Genomic DNA, 21,763 nt, shown 5'->3' with positions numbered 1-21,763 from the left:
ATCATTACTTTCATGATGCAAATATAAATTGAATTTTCGATTTAATCAAATGATTAAATATTTATTTTAAAAATATTATTCTTTATTCTATAATCAACCGGATACAAAAAACAATAAGGGATTGTTCCTGTAGAAACAATCCCTTATTATATGGCTTAAGAGTATTATTAACCTTGCAATGCTGAAGCTCCGCCGATAATATCCAGCAACTGGTTAGTCACTGCCTGCTGACGAGACTTGTTGTATTGGATTATCAGATCCTGAACAAGCTCATCCGCATTATCCGACGCTATCTGCATAGCCATCGTACGGGCTGCGTGTTCCGATGCATTAGCATCCAGCAACGCTGCATACAGACGTGAATACAGTACCGTAGGGATCAGGCTCTCCAATATCTCTTCTTTCGAAGGTTCCAGAATATAATCGGTCTGGACAGCGTTTTTGTTTGCTGTGTCATCCGGCTGCGTATGACTAAGGTCGAAAGGTAGGAAAAGTACATTCCTCAGCTTCTGGGAACCAGTAGATATAAAATGGTGGTATATCAAAACCACCTCGTCTATCTCCTTATCGATATACTTCTTTATCAAATCTTTTGCCAAATCCTGCACCATCACGTATGATGGCTTATCGGCCATTTCCTTATAATCTCCCTGGGATACCAACCCCTGCTTCTTCACAGCATCAGCGATTTTTTTACCTATAGGATATATGAGGATATTGTCCTTTCCCAACGCTTTATACCTGTTGTATGTAGCATTAAACTCTTTCACAACATTGGCATTATAAGCTCCACACAGCGAAGAGTTGGAAGCAAAGGCTACTATTGCAACCTTTTTCACATCTCTTGTCTGAGTAAAAGGTGAATCGTAACTTGTATCCGAAGAAAGCAGATTAGTCAGAATGGCATCCAACTTTGCCTGATACGGTAGAAAGTTGCTGATGGCAGCCTGAGCTTTGTGAAGCTTAGATGATGCTATCATCTTCATCGCAGAAGTAATCTTCTTCGTGCTTTTTACCGAAGTAATCCTGGTTTTTATTTCTTTAAGAGATGCCATAATTCAATCATTTTCTATATTGAGCGGCTGTATCCTTCGCAACCTGCTTAATAATATTCTCTATATCCGCGTTGATAACACCTTTTTTCAGTTGGTCCAATACATCTGCCTGATGCTGCATTTCCAATGTTCTCAGAAATTCAGTTTCAAAATCATGGACTTTATCTTCAGGAACATGCCTCAACAGTCCGTTTGTACCACAATACAATATTGCAATCTGGCGTTCTACCGGCATTGGCGCATATTGTGGCTGAACAAGCAGCCGGGTATTTTTCTTACCTTTGTCGATAGTCATTGCCGTTACAGCATCCAGATCCCCTCCAAATTGAGTAAATGCTTCCAGCTCGCGATATTGAGCCTGGTCTATCTTCAATGTTCCGGCCACTTTTTTCATCGCCTTCACCTGAGCCGAACCACCCACACGCGATACGGATATACCAACGTTAATAGCAGGGCGCAAACCTGAGTTAAATAAGTCAACATCAAGGAAAATCTGACCGTCGGTAATAGAAATCACATTAGTAGGGATATATGCCGACACGTCACCCGCCTGAGTCTCGATAATAGGTAATGCGGTAAGCGAACCTCCCGCTTTTACTTTACCTTTAAGACTTTCGGGCAAGTCGTTCATTTGCTCGGCAACTTCCTGCTGACTGATAATCTTGGCTGCACGCTCCAACAAACGTGAGTGCAAGTAGAATACGTCTCCCGGATAAGCTTCACGACCCGGAGGACGGCGAAGAATCAGGGACACTTCACGATAAGCTACCGCTTGCTTAGATAAGTCATCATAAACCACAAGGGCATGACGGCCTGTATCACGGAAATACTCTCCGATAGCAGCTCCCGCAAATGCGCCGAAATACTGCAAGGCCGCAGGTTCGGCTGCCGTAGCAGAAACAACAACGGTATACTTCATCGCGCCTTTTTCACGAAGTGTTTCAACGATATTGGCTACTGTCGAAGCTTTCTGACCGATAGCTACATAAATACAATATACAGGGTCTCCGGCTTCATAGTTCGATTTCTGATTGATAATCGTATCGATGGCGATTGCTGTTTTTCCGGTCTGGCGGTCACCAATGATAAGCTCACGCTGACCTCTACCTATCGGAATCATGGCATCCACAGCTTTCAGACCTGTTTGCAACGGCTGCGCAACAGGCTGACGATAAATAACCCCCGGAGCTTTGCGCTCCAACGGCATTTCGAGTAGTTCGCCCGTAATAGGACCTTTTCCATCCAACGGCTGACCAAGCGGGGTGATTACACGTCCGAGCATTCCTTCACCCACATTGATGGAGGCAATTCTCTTTGTACGTTTTACCGAAAAACCTTCTTTGATCTGATCGGACGGGCCAAGCAATACAGCTCCCACATTGTCTTCCTCGAGGTTCATCACAACGGCCATAATGCCATTGTCGAACTCAAGAAGCTCATTGGCTTCCGCATTCTTCAGTCCATATATGCGAACAACACCGTCCCCTACTTCAAGAACAGTACCCACCTCGTCGAATTGCACGCGGTTGCTAATGTTCTCAAGCTGCATTTTCAGCACTTCAGAGACTTCGCTTGCTTTTATATTTTCAGACATAAATCAATTTAGTTATAAGTTATAAATTATGAATTATGAGTTTCATTCACTCATTTTCATATTGGCATATTGGTACATTAATTCATCTTACTGTTTTCTGCGACAAACTGTTGTTTAATCCGCTTCAGCTGAGTCTTCACACTGGCATCGAGCCGGTATGTATCGATATAAAGAATAAACCCTCCTTCGATATCAGGGTCTACACTTATTTCAAAATCAAGGGTTCCGGGTTTGATTGTTTGCAGCAATCCCTTCATCTTCTCTGTTACAGCAGCATCTACAGGTGTAGCTGTCACGAGCTTTCCTGTATTGATATGCTTCGACTCACAATATAAGTCCACATAACTCAATGCTATATTCCGAAGATATACCTCCCTTTTATTTTTCACAACAAGATCGACAAACCGGACAAACACACCGCTGCCTTTTCCCCCTATGGAGGCTTTAATCAGCGCGAGCTTATCATCAGCGTTCAACGTAGGATTATCCATTGCCATACGCAACCGGGGCTCGGCTGCAAATGCAGCTGCAAGCACCTTCATCTCCGAAAAGAGAATATTTTCGGATTTATTGTCAATAGCAAATTGCAACAACGCTTTAGCATATCGCTTAGAGATCATCCCTTCATTCATAACAGTTAAGATTTAGATACCATAGCCTCATCAACCAGGCGATCAATCATTGACATCTGAGCTTTTGGGTCTTTCAGAGATTCGCGAAGAACTTTTTCGGCCACATCGACGGAAAGCTCGGCTACCTGACGACGAATGTCCCGGATAGCCTGCTCTTTTTCCGCTTGTATCTGTTTCCTTATTTCTTCGAGTTCTTTAGCCCCAGCCACTTTTGCTTGTTCACGCGCTTCGTTTACAATACGGTCGCGGGTGTCGGCAGCATCCTTCAAGATCTTCACCTGTTCTGCTTTGGCCGAGTTAAGAAGTTCATCACTTTTTTCTTTTATCTTGGCCAACTGCTCATTCGCTTTATGAGCTGCATCCAATGAGTCCTGTATATAGTTTTTGCGTTCATCCACCATTTTGGTAATCACAGGGAAACCAAATTTAGCGAGAATGAAGAAAACAATACCGAACGAAAGAAGCATCCAAAAGAGAAGCCCAGATTCAGGTAATAGTAAATTCATATTTTTATTAATTTAATGTTTAAAAATTTAATATTTAAAGATTAAAGCGTTATTATCACATTTTTAAATCCTTAAATCTTAAATCCTTAAATATTTATTAAAGGATAAATCCGCATACAACAACAGCAAACAAGGCAACCCCCTCTACTAACGCTGCCGCAATAATCATGGATGTACGGATATCTCCGGCTGCATCCGGTTGACGGGCAATACCTTCCATAGCAGAACTACCGATTTTACCGATACCGATGCCTGCTCCGATTACAGCTAATCCTGCACCAAGTGCAGCACCAAAACCTGTTAAGCTTGCAGCTTCTGCTGCTTGTAATAAAGTTGATAGTAACATAATTTTTACTTTTAATTAGTTAATTATTTATTGTTTTATTTTAGTTATGAGTTACAAGTTACGAGTTACACGTCAAACACAAGTTGACAAGTAAACGAGTAAACTGGTTTTATTGTTTCTTTAAATTCGTTTCATTGGCATATTGGCACATTTTAGATCGCTGACCGTTGGTTCAAATTGGCTAATCAATTTAATGCTTTTCTTCTGCATGATGATGCGGTTCGGCTTGTGCCAGACCAATAAATACAGCCGATAACATAGTAAACACATACGCCTGGATGTATGCAACCAGAATTTCTACCAGACTGATAAAAATTGTGAGCAATACAGAAACTACAGTCATCGAGCTATTGATGACAGTTCCCAGATTGACCGTAACAAATATCAGACATGTCAAACCCAATACGATGGAGTGCCCGGCAAGGATATTTGCAAAAAGACGAATCATCAATGCAAACGGCTTGGTAAAGACACCTACCAACTCGATAGCAGGCATAATCGGAATCGGAACTTTCAACCATGTCGGCACATCTGGCCAGAATACTTCTTTCCAATATTCTTTTGTCCCGAAAAGGTTTACTGTAAAGAATGTAAACAGTGCCAATATCAGCGTGATGGCAATATTGCCCGTCACATTCGCCCCTCCCGGAAATATAGGGATCAATCCCATTATATTGTTGAAGAAGATGAAAAAGAATACGGTAAGCAGATAAGGTGAAAACTTCCTGTAATTCTTACCCACACAAGGTTTGATGATATCATCCTGAACGCTCATAATGAACATTTCCATGAAACCGACAAAACCTTTCGGAGCTTTCTTTTCCCCGCTTTTCGCCTGTTTTTTATACCAACCGGCAACGCTCATCACTATAATGAGCAATAAGACAGAGCTGATTATCAGGCTAGTAGCATTCTTGGTAAGTGAAAAATCCCACGGACGCACTTCTTCTCCTGCTGCATTCTTTTCTACTATTTTGCCTTTATATTTACCATCGGGAGCAATATAAAAGCCTTCGTATGCTTCGTGCCCGTGATGGAATCTGGTTGACATAAATATATGCCACCCGCTGGTTTCACCCTTTACTATAATTGGCAAAGGGATGCTCAGATGGAAATCGCCGAAACTAGCCATATGCCATTCATAGGAGTCGGCCAGGTGGTCGAGAATCAATTCTTTTACGTTCAATTCGCCTTCTTCCTGCTCCACTTTGGCTTCATGTCCTTCTTCCGCCGCTACAGGCTGCATGCCCGCGACTGCAAACAGAAAGAGTATGGCTATAACATATTTCAAATAGTGTTTCATATACTATTGTTGTTTTTTCTTGATCCGTTTTTCTATTCTGGTGAACAAATAGGCTTCAACGGCCAGGAACAACAGATAGAAAATCATAAAAATAAGAACGAAACTCTTTATATTTTCCTTGACTATAATTGCATATGCCCCAACAAAAATGAGTGCTGCAAATATCTTTATCACCTTTGTCAGCATATATGTATTCAACATCTGCCGCGAAGTAGCCTTCCGGCTTGCCGATTCTACATAAATGAGAATCAAAGATTCCAGTATAAGGAAAAAGAGCAAAATGCCTTCGTACCAGTGCGGATAATACTGCGGGAACTGATAGTACAGCAAAGCACCGATCAAAGCCCCTGCGATAAGGCCGAATGCCAGTAACGAAGTAATTAATTTGGCTTTAAAAAAGTCCATCCTTCAAGCTACGCAAATTGTCACAACTCCGTTGTTCACTTCCGCTATACCGCCATTCACCTCTACTGTTTTTTCCGATCCGCCGACCGTATAAATAATTACACCTTCTTTTAATGGTGAAATCAACGGTGCATGGTCGGGATAAACTCCGAAGCTGCCCGATATGCCGGGTATGACTACCGAAGCCACAGCACCCGAAAACAGTTTCTTTTCGGCTGATATAATATTAAGTTGGAGTTCTGTTTTTTTCATATTTGCTAATTTTCAAATTATTCCGCAGCCTGAGCCAGTATCTTCTTACCTTTCTCTATAGCATCTTCGATTGTACCTACATTCAGGAATGCCTGTTCAGGTAAATAATCCACCTCTCCATCCAATATGCGTTGGAAACCTTTGATAGTATCCTGAATATCGACGATCACACCCGGTACTCCGGTGAATTGCTCTGCCACATTAAACGGCTGGGACAAAAAACGTTGGATACGTCTTGCACGGTTCACAGTTTGCCTGTCCTCATCGGAAAGTTCTTCCATACCCAGAATGGCAATGATATCCTGCAGTTCCTTGTTACGCTGAAGTATTTCTTTCACCCGTTGGGCTGTATCGTAATGTTCCTGTCCTACAACTATAGGGTCGAGACTTCGGGAGGTAGAACCCAGCGGGTCCACAGCCGGATAAATACCCATCTCGGTAATCTTACGGTCGAGAACGGTCGTAGCATCCAGGTGGGAGAATGTTGTCGCAGGCGCAGGGTCGGTCAGGTCATCGGCAGGTACATACACTGCCTGTACCGATGTGATAGACCCGTTCTTAGTAGAAGTAATACGTTCCTGCATAGCCCCCATCTCCGTAGCGAGCGTAGGCTGGTAACCCACTGCCGATGGCATACGTCCCAACAAGGCCGAAACTTCCGAACCGGCTTGTGTAAAACGGAATATATTATCAATAAATAAAAGGATATCTTTTGGTCCGTCTGATTTCGCATCGCGGAATGATTCGGCAATAGTCAGTCCAGAAAGGGCTACGTCGGCACGCGCTCCCGGCGGCTCGTTCATCTGGCCGAATACAAGTGATATCTGGGATTTTTCAAGTTCCTTGGGATCTACTTTCGACAAATCCCAATGCCCCTCTTCCATGCTTTTTTCAAACTCTTCTCCGTAACGGACAACTTTCGACTCTATCATTTCACGCAACAGGTCATTCCCTTCGCGGGTACGTTCCCCTACCCCTGCAAATACAGAATAACCATTGTGCTTTTTAGCGATATTATTAATAAGTTCCATGATCAGTACGGTCTTACCAACCCCGGCACCACCGAACAAACCGACCTTACCTCCCTTTGCATACGGAGCAAGCAAGTCCACAACTTTAATCCCTGTGAAAAGAACTTCGCGTGTAGTCTGCAATTCTTCGAATTTTGGCGGTTCCCTGTGAATCGGATTTCCTCCGGTCTTATCCAAAGTACTCATACCATCGATGGCATCCCCGACAACATTCATCAGACGACCTTTCACCTGATCCCCGGCCGGCATTCTGATAGGTGAGCCCAAAGGTACCACATCCAGTCCCCGGCTCAGACCGTCGGTACTATCCATGGCTACGGCACGTACAGTGTCTTCGCCTATGTGTTGTTTAACTTCGAGAATCAAAGAGCGACCATCAGGCCTTTTAATTTCAAGGGCATCATTGATATTCGGCAAGTTCGATGCAGGGTTGGTTGTGTCGAAAAACACATCCACCACCGGTCCGATTATTTGAGATACATGCCCAACAATTTGTGACATAAGCTTTCTGTTTATTATTTATTTTCTATTATTTCCGTTTGCTCAAAAGTATGCACCATGCAAGTCTCGAAGAATCGCCTCAGCAATTCCCTACCACTTTTTATTAAAGTTTTAAAATTAATAAAACTTTTGGAGAATCAGTATATATTGAAAACCTTTCTGTATAATTTGTGGCACCAGACTCCTCTATAAATGTCGTCGCAAATATAAACAATATAAATTTTTAATAGTATTTTCGCAAACGAAAAAAATAAGTACGCTTATCATTTTTAAACTTTAGTTAACTACAATGTTTTAAATAGTTAAATATCCCCCCCGAATCATTTTGAATTGAGAGATATTTTACCTGAATGACCACAGATATACTTAATAAGAACACTGAAAGGCGCCTTTTATCAAATATGCAAAAGAAGTATCCTGCAAAGCGCATTATAATAATCAGGCTAGCCCTAAATCTGAAAACAGATACTTTCTATTTATCATTTTTAATCGTATTTTTGTAAAGCGAATTTATTCATCATTTAGAAAACCGTCTTAAAATAAAGAAATGGGAAAAGTTTTAATAATCGGAGCCGGAGGTGTCGGCACAGTTGTGGCGCACAAAGTTGCCCAGAATATGGATGTCTTCACCGAAATAATGCTGGCTAGCCGTACAAAATCGAAATGTGACGCTATTGCTAAAGCTATAGGTGGAAATAAAATACAAACAGCACAGGTTGATGCCGACAATGTGGAGGATCTGAAAAGGCTATTCAATTCATTTAACCCCGAATTGGTTATCAATGTCGCATTGCCTTATCAGGACCTGACAATAATGGATGCCTGCCTTGCTTGTGGGGTCAATTATCTGGACACTGCCAATTATGAACCGAAAGAAGAAGCTAAATACGAATACAGTTGGCAATGGGCCTATCGAGAGAGGTTTAAAGAAGCCGGGCTCACTGCAATACTGGGTTGTGGATTCGATCCCGGAGTTACCAGTGTATTCACAGCTTATGCCGCCAAACATCACTTCGATGAAATACATTACCTCGACATCGTGGATTGTAATGCAGGCGATCATGGAAAAGCTTTTGCTACCAATTTTAATCCGGAAATCAATATACGTGAAGTTACCCAGAAAGGTAAATACTGGGAAGATGGTAAATGGGTGGAGACTGAGCCTCATGCCATACACAAGCCATTGAATTACCCGAATATCGGACCAAAAGAATCGTATGTAATTTATCACGAAGAGTTGGAATCGCTTGTCAATAACTTCCCGACACTGAAACGTGCCCGTTTTTGGATGACATTCGGACAGGAATACCTCACACATTTGCGTGTTATACAGAATATAGGTATGGCACGTATCGACCCTATTGTCTATAATGGAGTGGAAATCGTACCTATCCAGTTTCTGAAAGCTGTATTACCTGACCCCGGAGAGCTAGGCGAAAATTATACAGGCGAAACATCGATAGGATGCCGCATCAAGGGTATAAAAGATGGGAAAGAGCGCACATATTATGTCTATAACAACTGCTCCCACGAAGCAGCCTATAAAGAAACAGGTGCGCAAGGGGTGAGCTACACGACCGGCGTACCCGCGACCATCGGCGCAATCATGTTTATGAAAGGCCTTTGGCACAAACCGGGAGTATATAATGTAGAAGAATTTAACCCGGACCCGTTTATGGAACAATTGAATAAACAAGGTCTGCCCTGGCACGAATTATTCGATGTGGACCTGGAAATGTAATTAAATGCTAAATATATGCTAGCAACCATAATTGCCTGGATAGTAATATCGCTTGTATTACTATCCTTTGGCGATATACTTATCCACTCTTACAACAAACTTTGCAAGCAAAAAGAGGAATACAACCTGCCCGACATTTTTATTTTGGGGATGTGTTTCATACTAATACCTTTATCGTCCACATCATTCTGGCTACCATCCAATCATTATATACTATTGGCCTTTATAATTGTCTCTATAATATACTGGGCTTTTAATAAAGAAAGATTAAAGGATCGAATCAAAAAAGCAAAACTCACTCTTTCAACCCTTTCTTCATTCCATCTGATTATTATACTAGCATCGGTCATCTCTATTTTATCTTTTGTCATATGGAGTTCCTGTGTGTTTGACGGAGCATTCTATCACCATCAAAATATCAGATGGAATGAAGAGTTTGCCGCTGTTCCGGGGCTTGCTAATCTGGAAGACAGGTTCGGGTTTAATTCCAATTATCTGTTGATATCAGCTATTTTTAGCTTCAGATTTATGTTTGGTGAACCCCTATATGCTTTACAATCAACTTTGTTTGTATATATAACATGCTGGTTATTAACAGAGCTGATAAAAAGTAATTTCAAGATAAAACATATAATAGCATCTATAATATTTTTGGTTTTCTTCTCAATAAACAGTGAACTTCTTTGTGATTCATCTACTGACATCGTACCTAACTTATGTACCTTTTACTTCATTTTAAAATTTGTATTTTACCCCAATTTATTTAAAGATCAGCTACTTTTCGTTATACTGCTACCTATAAGTTTAGTAACGTTCAAATTATCTACATTTCCTTTATCCTTTGCCAGCTTATATATAATTATACTATATTTAAAAAAGAAAACATGGCAACCTGTTCTTTTTTGTGCGGCAGTCGCAACAAGCATTATCTTTGTATGGTTTGCCAGAAATATTATTGTATCCGGTTATCTGGTCTTTCCTCTTCATGAAGTAGATTTATTCTCTTTCGACTGGAAAGTACCCGGATCGGTAGCCAAATTAGAAAGATGGGGAATACACGGTTATGCCAAGAAAGTATTTTATGAAACTGTAACAACATGGCATTATCTGAGACATGCAGTCTTAACCTACAAAATATATCTGATCAATAATAGCTTTATCATGCTTTCTTTCATAAGTATAGCAATTTCACCCTTAATAGTTTTGTATAGCTATATAAAGAAGAAAGCTGTAAACCACGTGTATTATATACTCTATATTTCCTCCTCTATATATATTCTCTATTGGGCCGTATCTGCTCCTGATTTCAGGTTTGCAAACGGAATCATCCTTTCTTCCGTATTCATTATACTCGTTATATTTTTAGGAGATAAAGCTGATGGAAGTATAAATCTAAAAAATCCGACATTGATAGCCTTTTCCCTGATACTGCTTTTCTCCGGAATAAAAAAGACGCAAAACTATTATAAACTTTTACACTTAGAATATCCTGAAATAAGGACAAAATCGTTTGCCTCCATTCTCTGTATACCATATGGAGCCAAAGATCAAGCAAAAGCGAGAGGGGTATCAATAAAATTCGAAGAGTATCGGATAAAAGATGATATAATTATTTTCCTGTCGGAGGATGAAACAGGCAGAACCTTCGATCAACTACCTGCCACAGCTAATATAGGCCTGCCATTCCAGCATCATTCAAAAGCTCAAGATGTAAGGACTATCGGGCTAAGAGGAAAAACTCTTCAAGAGGGTTTTCGCACAAAAAAAGAATATTTAGATATATTAGATTCTATGATAAAGGAAATTACAGGGAAAGAATACAAATAAAAAAAAGTATCATATTATCTCAAAAAAAGTATCTATCTTTGAACAATAATAAAATAAAGATTGTCATGAAACGGAAACATATGCGAGATCATCATTTTATACCCGAAGACAATCTATTTATTTGTAACAACTATTTTAATATATAGATAATTTATCCTCGAAGAAGTTCTCTTTTTCGGGGATTTTTTTGATATAATATCAAACCTGATTAAACATATGTGCAACAAAAGCCTGGTATCCATTACAGATTATTCTAAAGAAGATATTCTGAGAATAATCAACTTGACTAAAAAGTTTGATGAGAATCCTAACCGGAGATTATTGGAAGGTAAAGTCTGCGCTACCCTCTTCTTCGAACCCTCTACCCGTACACGCCTTAGCTTTGAGACTGCAGTTAACAGGCTGGGCGGTCGCATCATTGGTTTTTCCGATGCTGCCACCACGAGTTCCTCCAAAGGGGAAACACTTAAAGATACGATCGCCATGGTAAACAACTATGCCGACATTATCATTATGCGTCATTATCTCGAAGGGGCTGCACGCTACGCATCGGAAGTATCTTCTATACCCATCATTAATGCAGGGGACGGAGCGAACCAGCATCCGACACAAACGATGCTCGACCTTTATTCCATATTCAAAACACAAGGTACTCTCGAGGATCTCGAACTAACAGTTGTCGGTGATTTGAAATACGGACGCACTGTGCATTCCCTAATCATCGGAATGTCACATTTCAATCCTACCTTCAACTTCGTGGCTCCCGAAGAATTAAGACTACCCGAGACATACAAAAACTTCTGCGATTCGCACAATATTAAATACAAAGAGTATACAGATTTCTCACCGGAAGTAATAAACAATGCGGATATACTTTACATGACCCGTGTACAACGAGAACGGTTCACAGACCTGATGGAGTACGAAAAGGTAAAGAACGTATATATCCTCAAAAAGGATATGATAGCAGATACCAAAGAGAACCTGAGAATATTACATCCCCTTCCACGTGTAAATGAAATACAACAGGATGTGGATGACAGCCCTAAGGCTTATTACTTCGAACAGGCGAAAAACGGGGTATTCACCCGCGAAGCCGTTATATGTGATGCATTGAATATTAATGTAGAATAATTGCTATTAAGAGATGAAAGAACAAAGGAAAGAATTACAGGTAGCTGCCCTCTGCAATGGTACAGCTATAGACCATATACCTTCAGATGTAGTTTTTAAAGTAGTATCTCTGCTCGAACTGGAAAAGCTAAGCAATCCTATTACCATCGGTAATAATCTGGAGAGTAAAAAGATGAACTCTAAGGGTATCATTAAGATCTCCGACAAATTCTTTGAAGAAGAGGTCATTAATAAGATAGCTTTAGTAGCACCGAATGTTGTATTAAACATCATTAAAGACTACACAGTCGTGGAAAAGAAAAGGGTTATCCTTCCCCGGAAGATAAAAGGTATTATGAAGTGTAATAACCCTAAATGCATCACTAACAATGAACCTATGCCGACTAAATTTGAAGTTATCGACAGAGAAAACATCGAACTGCAATGCCATTATTGCAGTGTAAAAATAAAGAAAGACGAGATCATACTGAAATGAAGCAGGACTGGAAACCGGGAACGCTGATATACCCTTTACCGGCTGCCATGATTAGTTGCGGCAGTAACCCCGACGAATACAACATCATTACCCTTAGCTGGTTGGGAACCATATGTACCAATCCGCCAATGTGCTATATATCAATCCGACCCGAACGCCATTCCTACAGTATTATCAAACGGAATATGGAGTTCGTGATAAATATTACCACCGAAGAACTGGCCTATGCTACAGATTGGTGCGGTGTCAGATCAGGGAAAGACTTCAACAAATTTGACGAGATGAAGCTCACCGCAGGAAAAGCATCTATCGTGCAGGCCCCTGTCATTGAAGAATCACCATTAAATATAGAATGCCGGGTAAAAGAAATACTTGCCCTCGGTTCACATGATATGTTCATAGCCGACGTGGTAAATGTGAAAGCCGACGAGAAATACATTGACAGCACAACGGGCAAGTTCAGTCTCGAAGATGCAAACCCGATCGCTTATTCACACGGCCAGTATTACGAACTGGGTAATAAAATCGGGGGCTTCGGCTGGACTGTCAGGAAAAAGAAAGACGAAGAATTGTAAATATGGTATCACTATATAAATACCTCAAGTCCATCATAGGATAAGAACACATTCCCGGGCAGAGTCCGTTGCACCATATCGTGTAAACCTATACCATGCGACATATGGATAAGATAAGCCTTCTTGGGAGCTATCTTTTTAATTTGCTCCAATGCTTGCGACAGGTTCAGATGCGATATATGTTCCCCAATGCGTAATGCATTTATAACCAACGTATCCAAACCTTCCAATTTAGCATACTCTCTATCAGGAATAAATTTTACATCTGTCAGGTATGCAAAATCACCGATACGATAGCCCAGTATGGGGAGCTTATAGTGCATCACACCTATAGGCTGTATCTCTACATTCTTGATCCTAAAAGGTTTTTCAGCGTCCACTTCATGTAACAGCAATGCCGGAATCCCGGGATATTTCTGTTCCATGAAAAAATAAGGAGTCCGCTTCCTGAGAGCATCCAATGTAATACCATTAGCATAGATATCAACATCTGAAAATTTACAAAACGGCCGTAAATCATCTAACCCTCCAACATGATCATAATGTTCATGCGTCAGCAACACCCCGTCAATCGGAGAAAACTCTTCATTGATAATCTGTTCTCTGAAATCAGGACCGCAATCGATCAACAATCTTAAGTCATCCATACTCACTAAGACAGACGCTCGTAAGCGCCTGTCCTTTACATTGCCGGAGGTACATACCTCGCATCGACATCCTATTTCCGGAACTCCTGTAGACGTCCCTGTCCCCAAGAATTTTATTCTCATTCTTTCAAATTCATTTAAGTACCAAAATCCACAAATCGTCGAGAGGTATTCCAAAACGACTTATCCGCCTTGTTTTAGAAACTCCTTCCGTATATTTCTTTGTCACCTCTTCCAATCCCTGAATCGCCTCTGTTTCAGTATCATAATTTCCTAACAAAACGTAATACACTCCAAGATTGTTCCTTACAACTGTCGAGTATTCCCCTACCCCGTTAAATGTCCTTTTAATAAAGTCTGCATTGTTCCGGCTCTTGAAAGAACCCAGTACAATAGCATATTTCTTCATATATCCGTTATCCGCCTGATCCACTAATTTTACGTCCATAGAACGGAACAATTTCCAGTCCGAATCATTGAATGTCCGGAATGATGCCGATGGTTTTGAAACGGGAGCCACCCTCTCCGGATTCGATGTGGATGTAGTCACATCAGCTTTCGACGCAGCCGTTACCGGAGACCTTGTCCCCGAAGGGATTATAGTCGCACGCTCAGACTCTACTGCCCTTTTTGCAGAAGGAGGCCTAACTGCTGCAACTATTCCGGTTTTCTTTACCATAGGAAAGCTCTGAATTTTCGGTTCCGGAGTACCTTTCCCTACACCAGGAGTCCTGTCCTGTGTTTCAACACTGCCAAATAAAGCCTCGGAGGCTGAAGAATGAGGATCTAATTCGAGTGTAATAACCGGATGCAACAATGACTTTCCGTCTTGTATAATATCCGTCACCCCTGTAAGGTTCTTCATCACGGAGTCTAACTCCGCAACTGTAATTTTTTCTATTATAACATCTGAATCTGCAACCTTCTTGGTCTGCACAGGCATAGTCCCGTGAGTTTTATTCACAGATTGATAAAAACTTTTATATTTTTTGTCCTGATTTTTCTGAGATTTACATGGTAAGACAAGAAAGATAAAAGCCAAAAGTAAAGTTGTGTGTATAGTTATTTTCATAAAACCTATGTGTTTTGCGAATAAATAGGAAACTTTTTTACTATTCAATATACAAAGATAGAAAAAAACAAAAGGAAACAATACTCTTATACAAAGAAACTTACAAAAGCCCGTCACTTTTAACAAGCTAATATTGAAACCTTACATAACCCTGTGAACTATTTATAATAATATAAGAACTTCAAATGTTCAGATGCGGGTTTCTCTTAACCCGTTATATAGATAAAAATTATCGTATCCGATAACAAAAAAACAGGGAGAACATTATGTCCCCCCTATTATTATATTATCTGACGATCAGTATTCTCTCTGAAGTATCCACCAGTCATTGAATGGTATACCATATTTAGCTTTTAGTGTAGATGGATCGCCTAATTCCGCATATTTTGCCAGAATTTCATTTTTCTTGGCCACAGCCTGTTCTTTTGAGTCATAGCTTGCGATAATCACGCGGTACATACCTTGCTCGTTACGAGCCAGAATAATATTGTAACCATCATTACCGAATCTTTCCTTCAATGATTCTGCTCCCGGCTTCATTGCCATAGCAGCAACTACTACGCTGTATGCCTTTAATCCTGACGCATCACTCTCATATACAGGTGTTACTTTTTCCTTCCTTACAGATTCGTTAGTGCTTGGAGTGTATGTCGGTGTGGTAGCCGCGGGTTTAGAAACAGCAGCCGATGTTGTATTATCTTCCACATCTCTCTCTTTAGCCGCTTCGTACACTGATTTGTAGGCGCTTTGTTTTGGTTTACATGAACCAAAACCTATAACGAAAGCAATAGCCAATCCGATTCCAATTAATTTCTTATTCATACCTTTTTATAATTATCTTAGTTTTAACGATTAGCACAAAAATAATACATTAACTACTTAAAATAACAGTTTCCCGAATCAAATAGTTCCTTTTTCACTTTAATTAATAAATTCAAATCCCGTATATGGCACCAATGCGTCCGGTATACGGATACCTTCGGCAGTCTGATTATTCTCCAGTAAAGCAGCTACTATACGCGGCAAAGCCAGCGCGCTTCCATTCAACGTATGCACCAACTGAATCTTTTTATCAGCATCACGGTAACGGCACTTCAAACGGTTGGCCTGATAACTTTCAAAGTTCGATACAGAACTTACCTCCAGCCAACGCTGCTGTGCTGCTGAGAACACTTCGAAGTCGAATGTAAGGGCCGATGTGAAACTCATATCGCCTCCACACAGACGAAGGATGCGCCAGGGTAAACCCAATTCTTCGACAAGAGACTGAACATGAGCCACCATTTCTTTCAATGATTGGTAAGAGTGCTCCGGCTTGTCGATGCGGACAATCTCTACCTTATCGAACTGGTGCAAACGGTTCAAACCGCGCACATCTTTCCCGTATGATCCTGCTTCACGCCGGAAACAAGCCGAATAAGCGGTATTCATCACAGGAAAATCCTTCTCTTCCAATATTACATCTCGATAAATATTAGTTACCGGAACTTCCGCCGTAGGGATCAGATATAAGTCGTCCAGCGTTGCATGATACATCTGGCCTTCTTTATCCGGCAACTGGCCTGTACCGTAGCCTGACGCAGCATTTACTACATATGGAGGCTGTACTTCCATATATCCGGCTTCGCGCGCCTTATCAAGGAAATAATTGATCAATGCCCGCTGCAACCGCGCACCTTTCCCTTTGTAAACGGGAAAACCCGCACCTGAGATTTTTACCCCGAGTTCAAAGTCTATCAAATCATATTTCTTGGCTAAATCCCAGTGAGGAAGCGCGTCTTTCCCCAGATCGGGAATTGTTCCGCCGGTACGTTCCACTACATTATCTTCCGGTGTACGGCCTTCGGGAACTTCATCGGCAGGAAGATTGGGTATAAGTACAAGCAAATCCTGCAAATCCTGTTCTGCCTGACGCAAAGCATCTTCCAATATCTTATTTTCGCTTTTTAGTTCCGACACTCTGTTTTTTGCAGCTTCCGCCTCTGTCTTTTTACCTTCCTTCATCAGTTGCCCGATATGTTTGGATAAACTATTGGATTCGGCCAGGCTTGCATCGAGTGTTGTTTGCGTTTTCTTTCTTGTCTGGTCTATATCCAGTACTTTCTCTATTATTTCTTTTCCGTCGAAATGCTTCTTGGCCAGTTTTTTTATAACCAGCTCCGGATTCTCACTAATGGTTTTCAGCGTCAACATTATATCTGTTTTTTCAGGTCACGAACCTATTTTATTATTTGCGTATTTATAATAACAATATTTGAGTTACAAAGGTAACAGGAATCAATTAAGAATGAAAAATTAAGAATGAAAAATTAAGTAACAACGGTCAGTGAAGCTAATTCTTTTCCTCATAACCTGAAACTGCCCGAAGACGAAGTAACCTGCAACTGTTAAAAAGCAACAAAGGTAACAGATATATCAGTAAACAGTAAACAGTAAACAGTGAACAACTCGTATCTCGTATCTTGTCTACTCGTAACTGCCCTAGGGCGAAGTAACCTGTAACTGTTAAAAGGTAACACTTATTTCAGTTAACAGTAAACAGTCAGCAGTGAACAACTCGTATCTCGTATTTTGTCTACTCGTAACTCATAACTGCCCGAAGGGCGAAGTAACTTGTAACTGTTAAAAGGTAACAAAGGTAACAGATATATCAGTTAACAGTAAACAGTGAACAACTTGTATTTTGTATCTCGTATCTTGTCTACTCGTAACTCGTAACTGCCCTAGGGCGAAGAAATAACATTCGCCGAAGCGAAGGCGAGGCAAACTTGTAACTGTTAAAAGGTAACACTTTCCACATATTACTTCTTTTCTTCATTGTAAGTTCCCCCTCCGGGCAGGCCTGTCAACACGTCAAAGACCATAAGCTAATTGCTGATAACAAAAAAGCTTCTAAACTATAGATAAAGTTCCTGCCAAATATTTTATATATTTGCCTATTATGAGTAATAATAAATTATCAAATTATGATTTGCTCTTGTCGTTTTATTTTTTGAGAGAACAAATAGGTCTGCGACCCTAACGATTACGGTTAAAGAATGATTGCAATACTTGTATCCTGGCTTCTAATTTTCTTCGTCTTGTTTTCTGCCGGGGATTTCTTTATCTATTTATATCAGATTTTATGTAATAATCGCACCGGTTATTCTCTGACCGACCGCTTTCTTACCGGAATGTGCGTTATTCTGATTCCGTTGTCCCTGTCATCTTTATTTATCCCGTCAAATCAGTATGTGTTATTCTCATTCCTGGGTTTAATAATCATATACTGGTGTATGAGGAGACACCATTTACAGGAAATCATCAAAAGCATACGCCTAAAAATAGGCAGATTATCAATAGTGCAATTATTGATTATCGGCCTGACTATACTCTCTTTTTGTATCCTTTGCCTTTACTCCTCCTTCCTTAGTTTCGATCCCAATTACTACCATTACCAGAATATCCGGTGGAATGAAGATTTTGCCGTTATCCCCGGATTGGGAAATTTCGAGGACAGGCTGGGTTTTAATTCGAACTACCTGCTGCTGAGTTCTATTTTCACACTCCGCTTCTTATTCGGACAGCCTGTTTATTGTTTACAAAGCGTATTGGCTATATTACTGGCCATATGGATATTATATGAAACAATAAATAGCAGATTTGAAGTTAAACGCCTGATTCTACTTATCTTTTACTTTCTCTTATTCTATTTTTCGAAAGAAGGCATTGCTGATACTTCAACCGATACAATACCTAATCTGGCCGTATTTTATCTTATGTCAAATTTGGTATTATATCCGGATGCTCTTAAGGAAAAAGCTGTCTTATATGTTTTTGTTATCACCAGCCTGGTAACCTACAAGCTACTCTTCGCCCCGCTATGCCTGGTTAGCCTGTATGTAATGTATCATCTCATCAAAGAAAAAAACTATAAAGAAATACTATTCCCGGGTATCAGCGCAATGACCGTTGTTATACTTTGGCTGATACGGAATGTAATCATTACGGGCTATTTGGTCTATCCGTTAGGAGAAATGGATTTGTTTTCGTTCGACTGGAAAGTACCTGAATATATCCTCATCAAACAGCGTGAATACATCAGTGAAATCGGAAATAGCGGGTTTGATTATGCGATTCCTCATTATTTGGAGAATCTTTCTTTTTCTACTTTTCTGCTGTCATGGACTACCTATTTTTTCCTGTCGGTAATTGCTGTCTTTATTACAGTATCCTGGTATATCGGAAAGAAAGGGAATATTCCTGCGTATATGTATTTTGTATTTCTTATACTATGCACTAATCTTATATACTGGCTCTTAACCGCGCGCGACTTCAGATTCTGCGCGGGAGTAATATTTTCCATGATATTTTTTGCTATATCCTTAATTCTGAAAGATAATAAGAAAATACGCAAAAGGGCCGGAAACATAATTACGGCAGGTCTGGCGCTTCTCTTATTCATATCTTTTGCCAAGGCTGGCAGCCAATATTACCATGCATTAAAAGAAAGAAATATAAAGGATTTCGTTTGGACAATGCTCTATCGTCCTTATCCGGCAGAATATAAGATGGAAGATTCAGCCCTGTTTGAAAAGACATCGCATAACCTGACATTCGAAATAATCCCCTATAAGATGAACGACAATATCACTATCTATATAACCACCCAAAGGACGGGCTCATGCTTTGGCATATTCCCGTGCACAGGAGATGCAGCCATTGCCAGAGAATGGAAAATGCAGGATATAAAGACAGTGGAAGCGAGGGGAAATAGCCTGCAGGACGGCTTCAGACCGATATATTGATTACGGATTAGCAAATCCTGAGATTAGCCAATTCATATTTTATTTCCTTTTACTAGTCGCGATATTCATAAACAGCATATTTTCACATCGGCTAATTTCAGGATTTGCTAATTAATATATTGATTTCATCGGGAAATAGTATTTGTTTGTCGATTTAATATTGCCTGCAAACTATAGCGGATGTATTTTTGTATCAAAAACTAATAAAACGTGTTCTTATGGAAAGAAACTATAATGATAAACACCTGTTTAAAAGAGGAAATGGAAACGGTATCGGATTCGCTCTCTTCTTAATTCTTTTTGGAGGAGTGTTCCTGTTCCTCAATTTGGGTATTATACCGATAGAATACAAACGGATACTTATATCATGGCAGATGCTTCTGATTGTATTAGGTATATGGACATTACTGAAAAGGCAATATGTAGGAGCTTTCGTTCTTCTAGCTGTCGGCATTTTCTTTATATATCCTGTTTTATGCAACGTGTTTCCCGAATATTTTGTACGGTTCGACGTAGATATCAAAACATACTGGCCTGTCCTGCTTATTGCTGGCGGGGTCCTTCTAGTAATAAGCCGTTCTTTTTCTTCACCCAAAAAGGAATTCCATAAAGGATGCAGGCGAGAATCAACAAATGGTAATTACAATCCGGCAGAACAGAACAGTGCCGACTATATTGACAAGAACCTGATGTTTGGCGGATCGGAACAGATTGTTCTCTCTCAGAATTTTAAAGGAGGAGAAGCCAATGTAATGTTCGGGGAGCTGATTATAGACCTGCGCCGTGCAAATCTTAGCGAATCCGCGGGCATACTCGAAGCCAACGTGATGTTCGGCAGTATTGTCATTTATATTCCATCCGACTGGACTGTGGAATTAAAAAGCAACTCCTTACTGGGCTCTTTCGAAGATAAAAGATATCATTTCAGTGAAAAAATAAGGGAAACCGGTGTGCCACGCCTGGTAATCAAAGGGAGCGCTATGTTCGGAAGCGGCGAAATAAGAAACTAATATCCTGAAAATGGAAAACCGCAAACTGATTTATATACATATTCTCATTGCGTCATCAGCAGGCATCACTCTGTACATCTGTATAAAGCCGCTGGTGGATATATCCGAATATGTATTGATAACAGACTCAGCCATATCGGGAACCGTACTTTCGGGATTACTCCTATTGTTAAGGAATATAGCGCAATATAGTCGTATTTCTTCATTTCCGGTCAGGCAACAGCTTATCAATTACAGTGCATTGGCTATCCTCTTTGTGGCATGCTGGCTCTGTATCGAATTTCTGGCTCTATATCTGGTATTCCCCGAAGAAGGCTGGGCTGTACTACTGCACACGATCCCTATACGTATTGTACTGGCATTACTGGTATACAGTCTTACAATAGCGACATTTACCCGAATGTATATAGCAGAAGATAAGATTGCCGATATAGCGATCGAAAATGAAAAAGAAGTAAGGGAACGTCCGGGCAATATACCGGAACCGGTGACTGAGGCCGAAAACAATGAAACACTGGAACGTATAGCCGTAAAAAACGGACAAAAAATAGATGTGGTACTGGTATCTGAAATCATACACTTACAGGCCGAAGGCGACTATGTAATGATACACTCCACGAAGGGAAAATTCCTGAAGGAGCAAACAATGAAATCGTTCGAAAGCGGCTTGCCTCAAGATAAATTTGTACGGGTACACCGCTCCAGCATAGTCAATATAGAATTTATATCCCAGATAGAGCTCTATGACAAGCAAAGCCAGCTGCTGAAACTGAAAAACGGAGGACACGTGCGGATAAGCCTGAGTGGGTATAAGGCATTGAAGAAGACACTGGGTCTGTAAAAAATAGAAGAGCCTGAATTCCGGTATGG

At 40.5% G+C, this 21,763-nt stretch carries 21 protein-coding genes; 8 read left to right on the top strand and 13 right to left on the bottom strand.

Annotated elements, in window-relative coordinates; translation table 11 throughout:
* Positions 1 to 167: 167 nt before the first annotated feature.
* The 9 genes from ACFO6W_RS12685 to atpD form a co-directional block, all read right to left on the bottom strand.
* Entirely contained in the window at positions 168 to 1,055 is an 888-nt protein-coding gene (locus ACFO6W_RS12685; RefSeq protein WP_379996956.1) for a F0F1 ATP synthase subunit gamma, read from the bottom strand.
* A 7-nt stretch (positions 1,056 to 1,062) separates the two neighbouring features.
* Positions 1,063 to 2,649 carry a F0F1 ATP synthase subunit alpha gene (atpA, locus tag ACFO6W_RS12680; protein ID WP_291111734.1) on the bottom strand — a complete coding sequence of 529 codons (1,587 nt, stop codon included), beginning with the start codon at positions 2,647 to 2,649 and terminating at the stop codon, positions 1,063 to 1,065.
* A 77-nt stretch (positions 2,650 to 2,726) separates the two neighbouring features.
* The gene (locus ACFO6W_RS12675; RefSeq protein WP_379996954.1) at positions 2,727 to 3,281 is read right to left on the bottom strand and encodes a F0F1 ATP synthase subunit delta; all 555 of its coding nucleotides are present in this window, start codon (positions 3,279 to 3,281) and stop codon (positions 2,727 to 2,729) included.
* A 5-nt stretch (positions 3,282 to 3,286) separates the two neighbouring features.
* A complete protein-coding gene (atpF, locus tag ACFO6W_RS12670) occupies positions 3,287 to 3,787 on the bottom strand; it encodes a F0F1 ATP synthase subunit B (RefSeq protein ID WP_006799680.1) in 501 nt (166 codons plus the stop codon).
* 97 nt (positions 3,788 to 3,884) lie between these two features.
* Positions 3,885 to 4,133, bottom strand: coding sequence for an ATP synthase F0 subunit C (gene atpE / locus ACFO6W_RS12665; protein WP_006799681.1), 249 nt, complete (start codon positions 4,131 to 4,133; stop codon positions 3,885 to 3,887).
* A 190-nt stretch (positions 4,134 to 4,323) separates the two neighbouring features.
* On the bottom strand, positions 4,324 to 5,436 hold the full coding sequence (gene atpB, locus ACFO6W_RS12660) for a F0F1 ATP synthase subunit A (protein ID WP_379996951.1): 1,113 nt from the start codon (positions 5,434 to 5,436) through the stop codon (positions 4,324 to 4,326).
* 3 nt (positions 5,437 to 5,439) lie between these two features.
* A complete protein-coding gene (locus ACFO6W_RS12655) occupies positions 5,440 to 5,841 on the bottom strand; it encodes a hypothetical protein (protein WP_379996949.1) in 402 nt (133 codons plus the stop codon).
* Between the two features lie 3 nt (positions 5,842 to 5,844).
* On the bottom strand, positions 5,845 to 6,093 hold the full coding sequence (atpC, locus tag ACFO6W_RS12650; protein ID WP_006799684.1) for an ATP synthase F1 subunit epsilon: 249 nt from the start codon (positions 6,091 to 6,093) through the stop codon (positions 5,845 to 5,847).
* Positions 6,094 to 6,110: 17 nt separating this feature from the next.
* A complete protein-coding gene (atpD, locus tag ACFO6W_RS12645; RefSeq protein ID WP_379996947.1) occupies positions 6,111 to 7,625 on the bottom strand; it encodes a F0F1 ATP synthase subunit beta in 1,515 nt (504 codons plus the stop codon).
* A 547-nt stretch (positions 7,626 to 8,172) separates the two neighbouring features.
* Here atpD and ACFO6W_RS12640 point away from each other — a divergent pair.
* The 5 genes from ACFO6W_RS12640 (at position 8,173) to ACFO6W_RS12620 (ending at position 13,377) form a co-directional block, all read left to right on the top strand.
* The gene (locus ACFO6W_RS12640) at positions 8,173 to 9,366 is read left to right on the top strand and encodes a saccharopine dehydrogenase family protein (protein WP_379996945.1); all 1,194 of its coding nucleotides are present in this window, start codon (positions 8,173 to 8,175) and stop codon (positions 9,364 to 9,366) included.
* Between the two features lie 15 nt (positions 9,367 to 9,381).
* Complete coding sequence (locus ACFO6W_RS12635; RefSeq protein WP_379996943.1) at positions 9,382 to 11,193, top strand: LIC_10190 family membrane protein; 1,812 nt, start codon at positions 9,382 to 9,384, stop codon at positions 11,191 to 11,193.
* A 216-nt stretch (positions 11,194 to 11,409) separates the two neighbouring features.
* On the top strand, positions 11,410 to 12,327 hold the full coding sequence (gene pyrB, locus ACFO6W_RS12630; protein ID WP_379996941.1) for an aspartate carbamoyltransferase: 918 nt from the start codon (positions 11,410 to 11,412) through the stop codon (positions 12,325 to 12,327).
* A 13-nt stretch (positions 12,328 to 12,340) separates the two neighbouring features.
* Positions 12,341 to 12,802 (top strand): aspartate carbamoyltransferase regulatory subunit, encoded by a 462-nt coding sequence (gene pyrI / locus ACFO6W_RS12625; protein ID WP_379996939.1) that lies wholly within the window; start codon positions 12,341 to 12,343, stop codon positions 12,800 to 12,802.
* Positions 12,799 to 13,377: a flavin reductase family protein gene (locus tag ACFO6W_RS12620; protein WP_379996937.1), complete on the top strand. Its 579-nt coding sequence runs from the start codon at positions 12,799 to 12,801 to the stop codon at positions 13,375 to 13,377. Before pyrI ends, ACFO6W_RS12620 begins: the two co-directional genes overlap by 4 nt.
* Positions 13,378 to 13,388: 11 nt before the next feature.
* Here ACFO6W_RS12620 and ACFO6W_RS12615 read toward each other — a convergent pair whose 3' ends face one another.
* The 4 genes from ACFO6W_RS12615 to serS form a co-directional block, all read right to left on the bottom strand.
* A complete protein-coding gene (locus ACFO6W_RS12615; protein ID WP_379996935.1) occupies positions 13,389 to 14,147 on the bottom strand; it encodes an MBL fold metallo-hydrolase in 759 nt (252 codons plus the stop codon).
* A 10-nt stretch (positions 14,148 to 14,157) separates the two neighbouring features.
* On the bottom strand, positions 14,158 to 14,988 hold the full coding sequence (locus ACFO6W_RS12610; protein ID WP_379996933.1) for an SPOR domain-containing protein: 831 nt from the start codon (positions 14,986 to 14,988) through the stop codon (positions 14,158 to 14,160).
* Between the two features lie 405 nt (positions 14,989 to 15,393).
* Positions 15,394 to 15,918 (bottom strand): SPOR domain-containing protein, encoded by a 525-nt coding sequence (locus ACFO6W_RS12605; protein WP_379996931.1) that lies wholly within the window; start codon positions 15,916 to 15,918, stop codon positions 15,394 to 15,396.
* Positions 15,919 to 16,017: 99 nt separating this feature from the next.
* Positions 16,018 to 17,289, bottom strand: coding sequence for a serine--tRNA ligase (gene serS, locus ACFO6W_RS12600; RefSeq protein WP_379996929.1), 1,272 nt, complete (start codon positions 17,287 to 17,289; stop codon positions 16,018 to 16,020).
* 845 nt (positions 17,290 to 18,134) lie between these two features.
* Between serS and ACFO6W_RS12595 the strand changes: the two genes are divergently transcribed.
* From ACFO6W_RS12595 to ACFO6W_RS12585, 3 genes are all read left to right on the top strand, one after another.
* Positions 18,135 to 19,883 carry an LIC_10190 family membrane protein gene (locus ACFO6W_RS12595; protein ID WP_379996927.1) on the top strand — a complete coding sequence of 583 codons (1,749 nt, stop codon included), beginning with the start codon at positions 18,135 to 18,137 and terminating at the stop codon, positions 19,881 to 19,883.
* A 218-nt stretch (positions 19,884 to 20,101) separates the two neighbouring features.
* On the top strand, positions 20,102 to 20,893 hold the full coding sequence (locus ACFO6W_RS12590) for a LiaF transmembrane domain-containing protein (RefSeq protein ID WP_379996925.1): 792 nt from the start codon (positions 20,102 to 20,104) through the stop codon (positions 20,891 to 20,893).
* Between the two features lie 10 nt (positions 20,894 to 20,903).
* Complete coding sequence (locus tag ACFO6W_RS12585; protein ID WP_379996923.1) at positions 20,904 to 21,734, top strand: LytR/AlgR family response regulator transcription factor; 831 nt, start codon at positions 20,904 to 20,906, stop codon at positions 21,732 to 21,734.
* Positions 21,735 to 21,763: the final 29 nt, after the last annotated feature.

This window comes from Dysgonomonas termitidis (assembly GCF_042654545.1).
Classification (GTDB): domain Bacteria; phylum Bacteroidota; class Bacteroidia; order Bacteroidales; family Dysgonomonadaceae; genus Dysgonomonas; species Dysgonomonas termitidis.
This window is presented reverse-complemented; position numbering and strand designations above follow the sequence as displayed.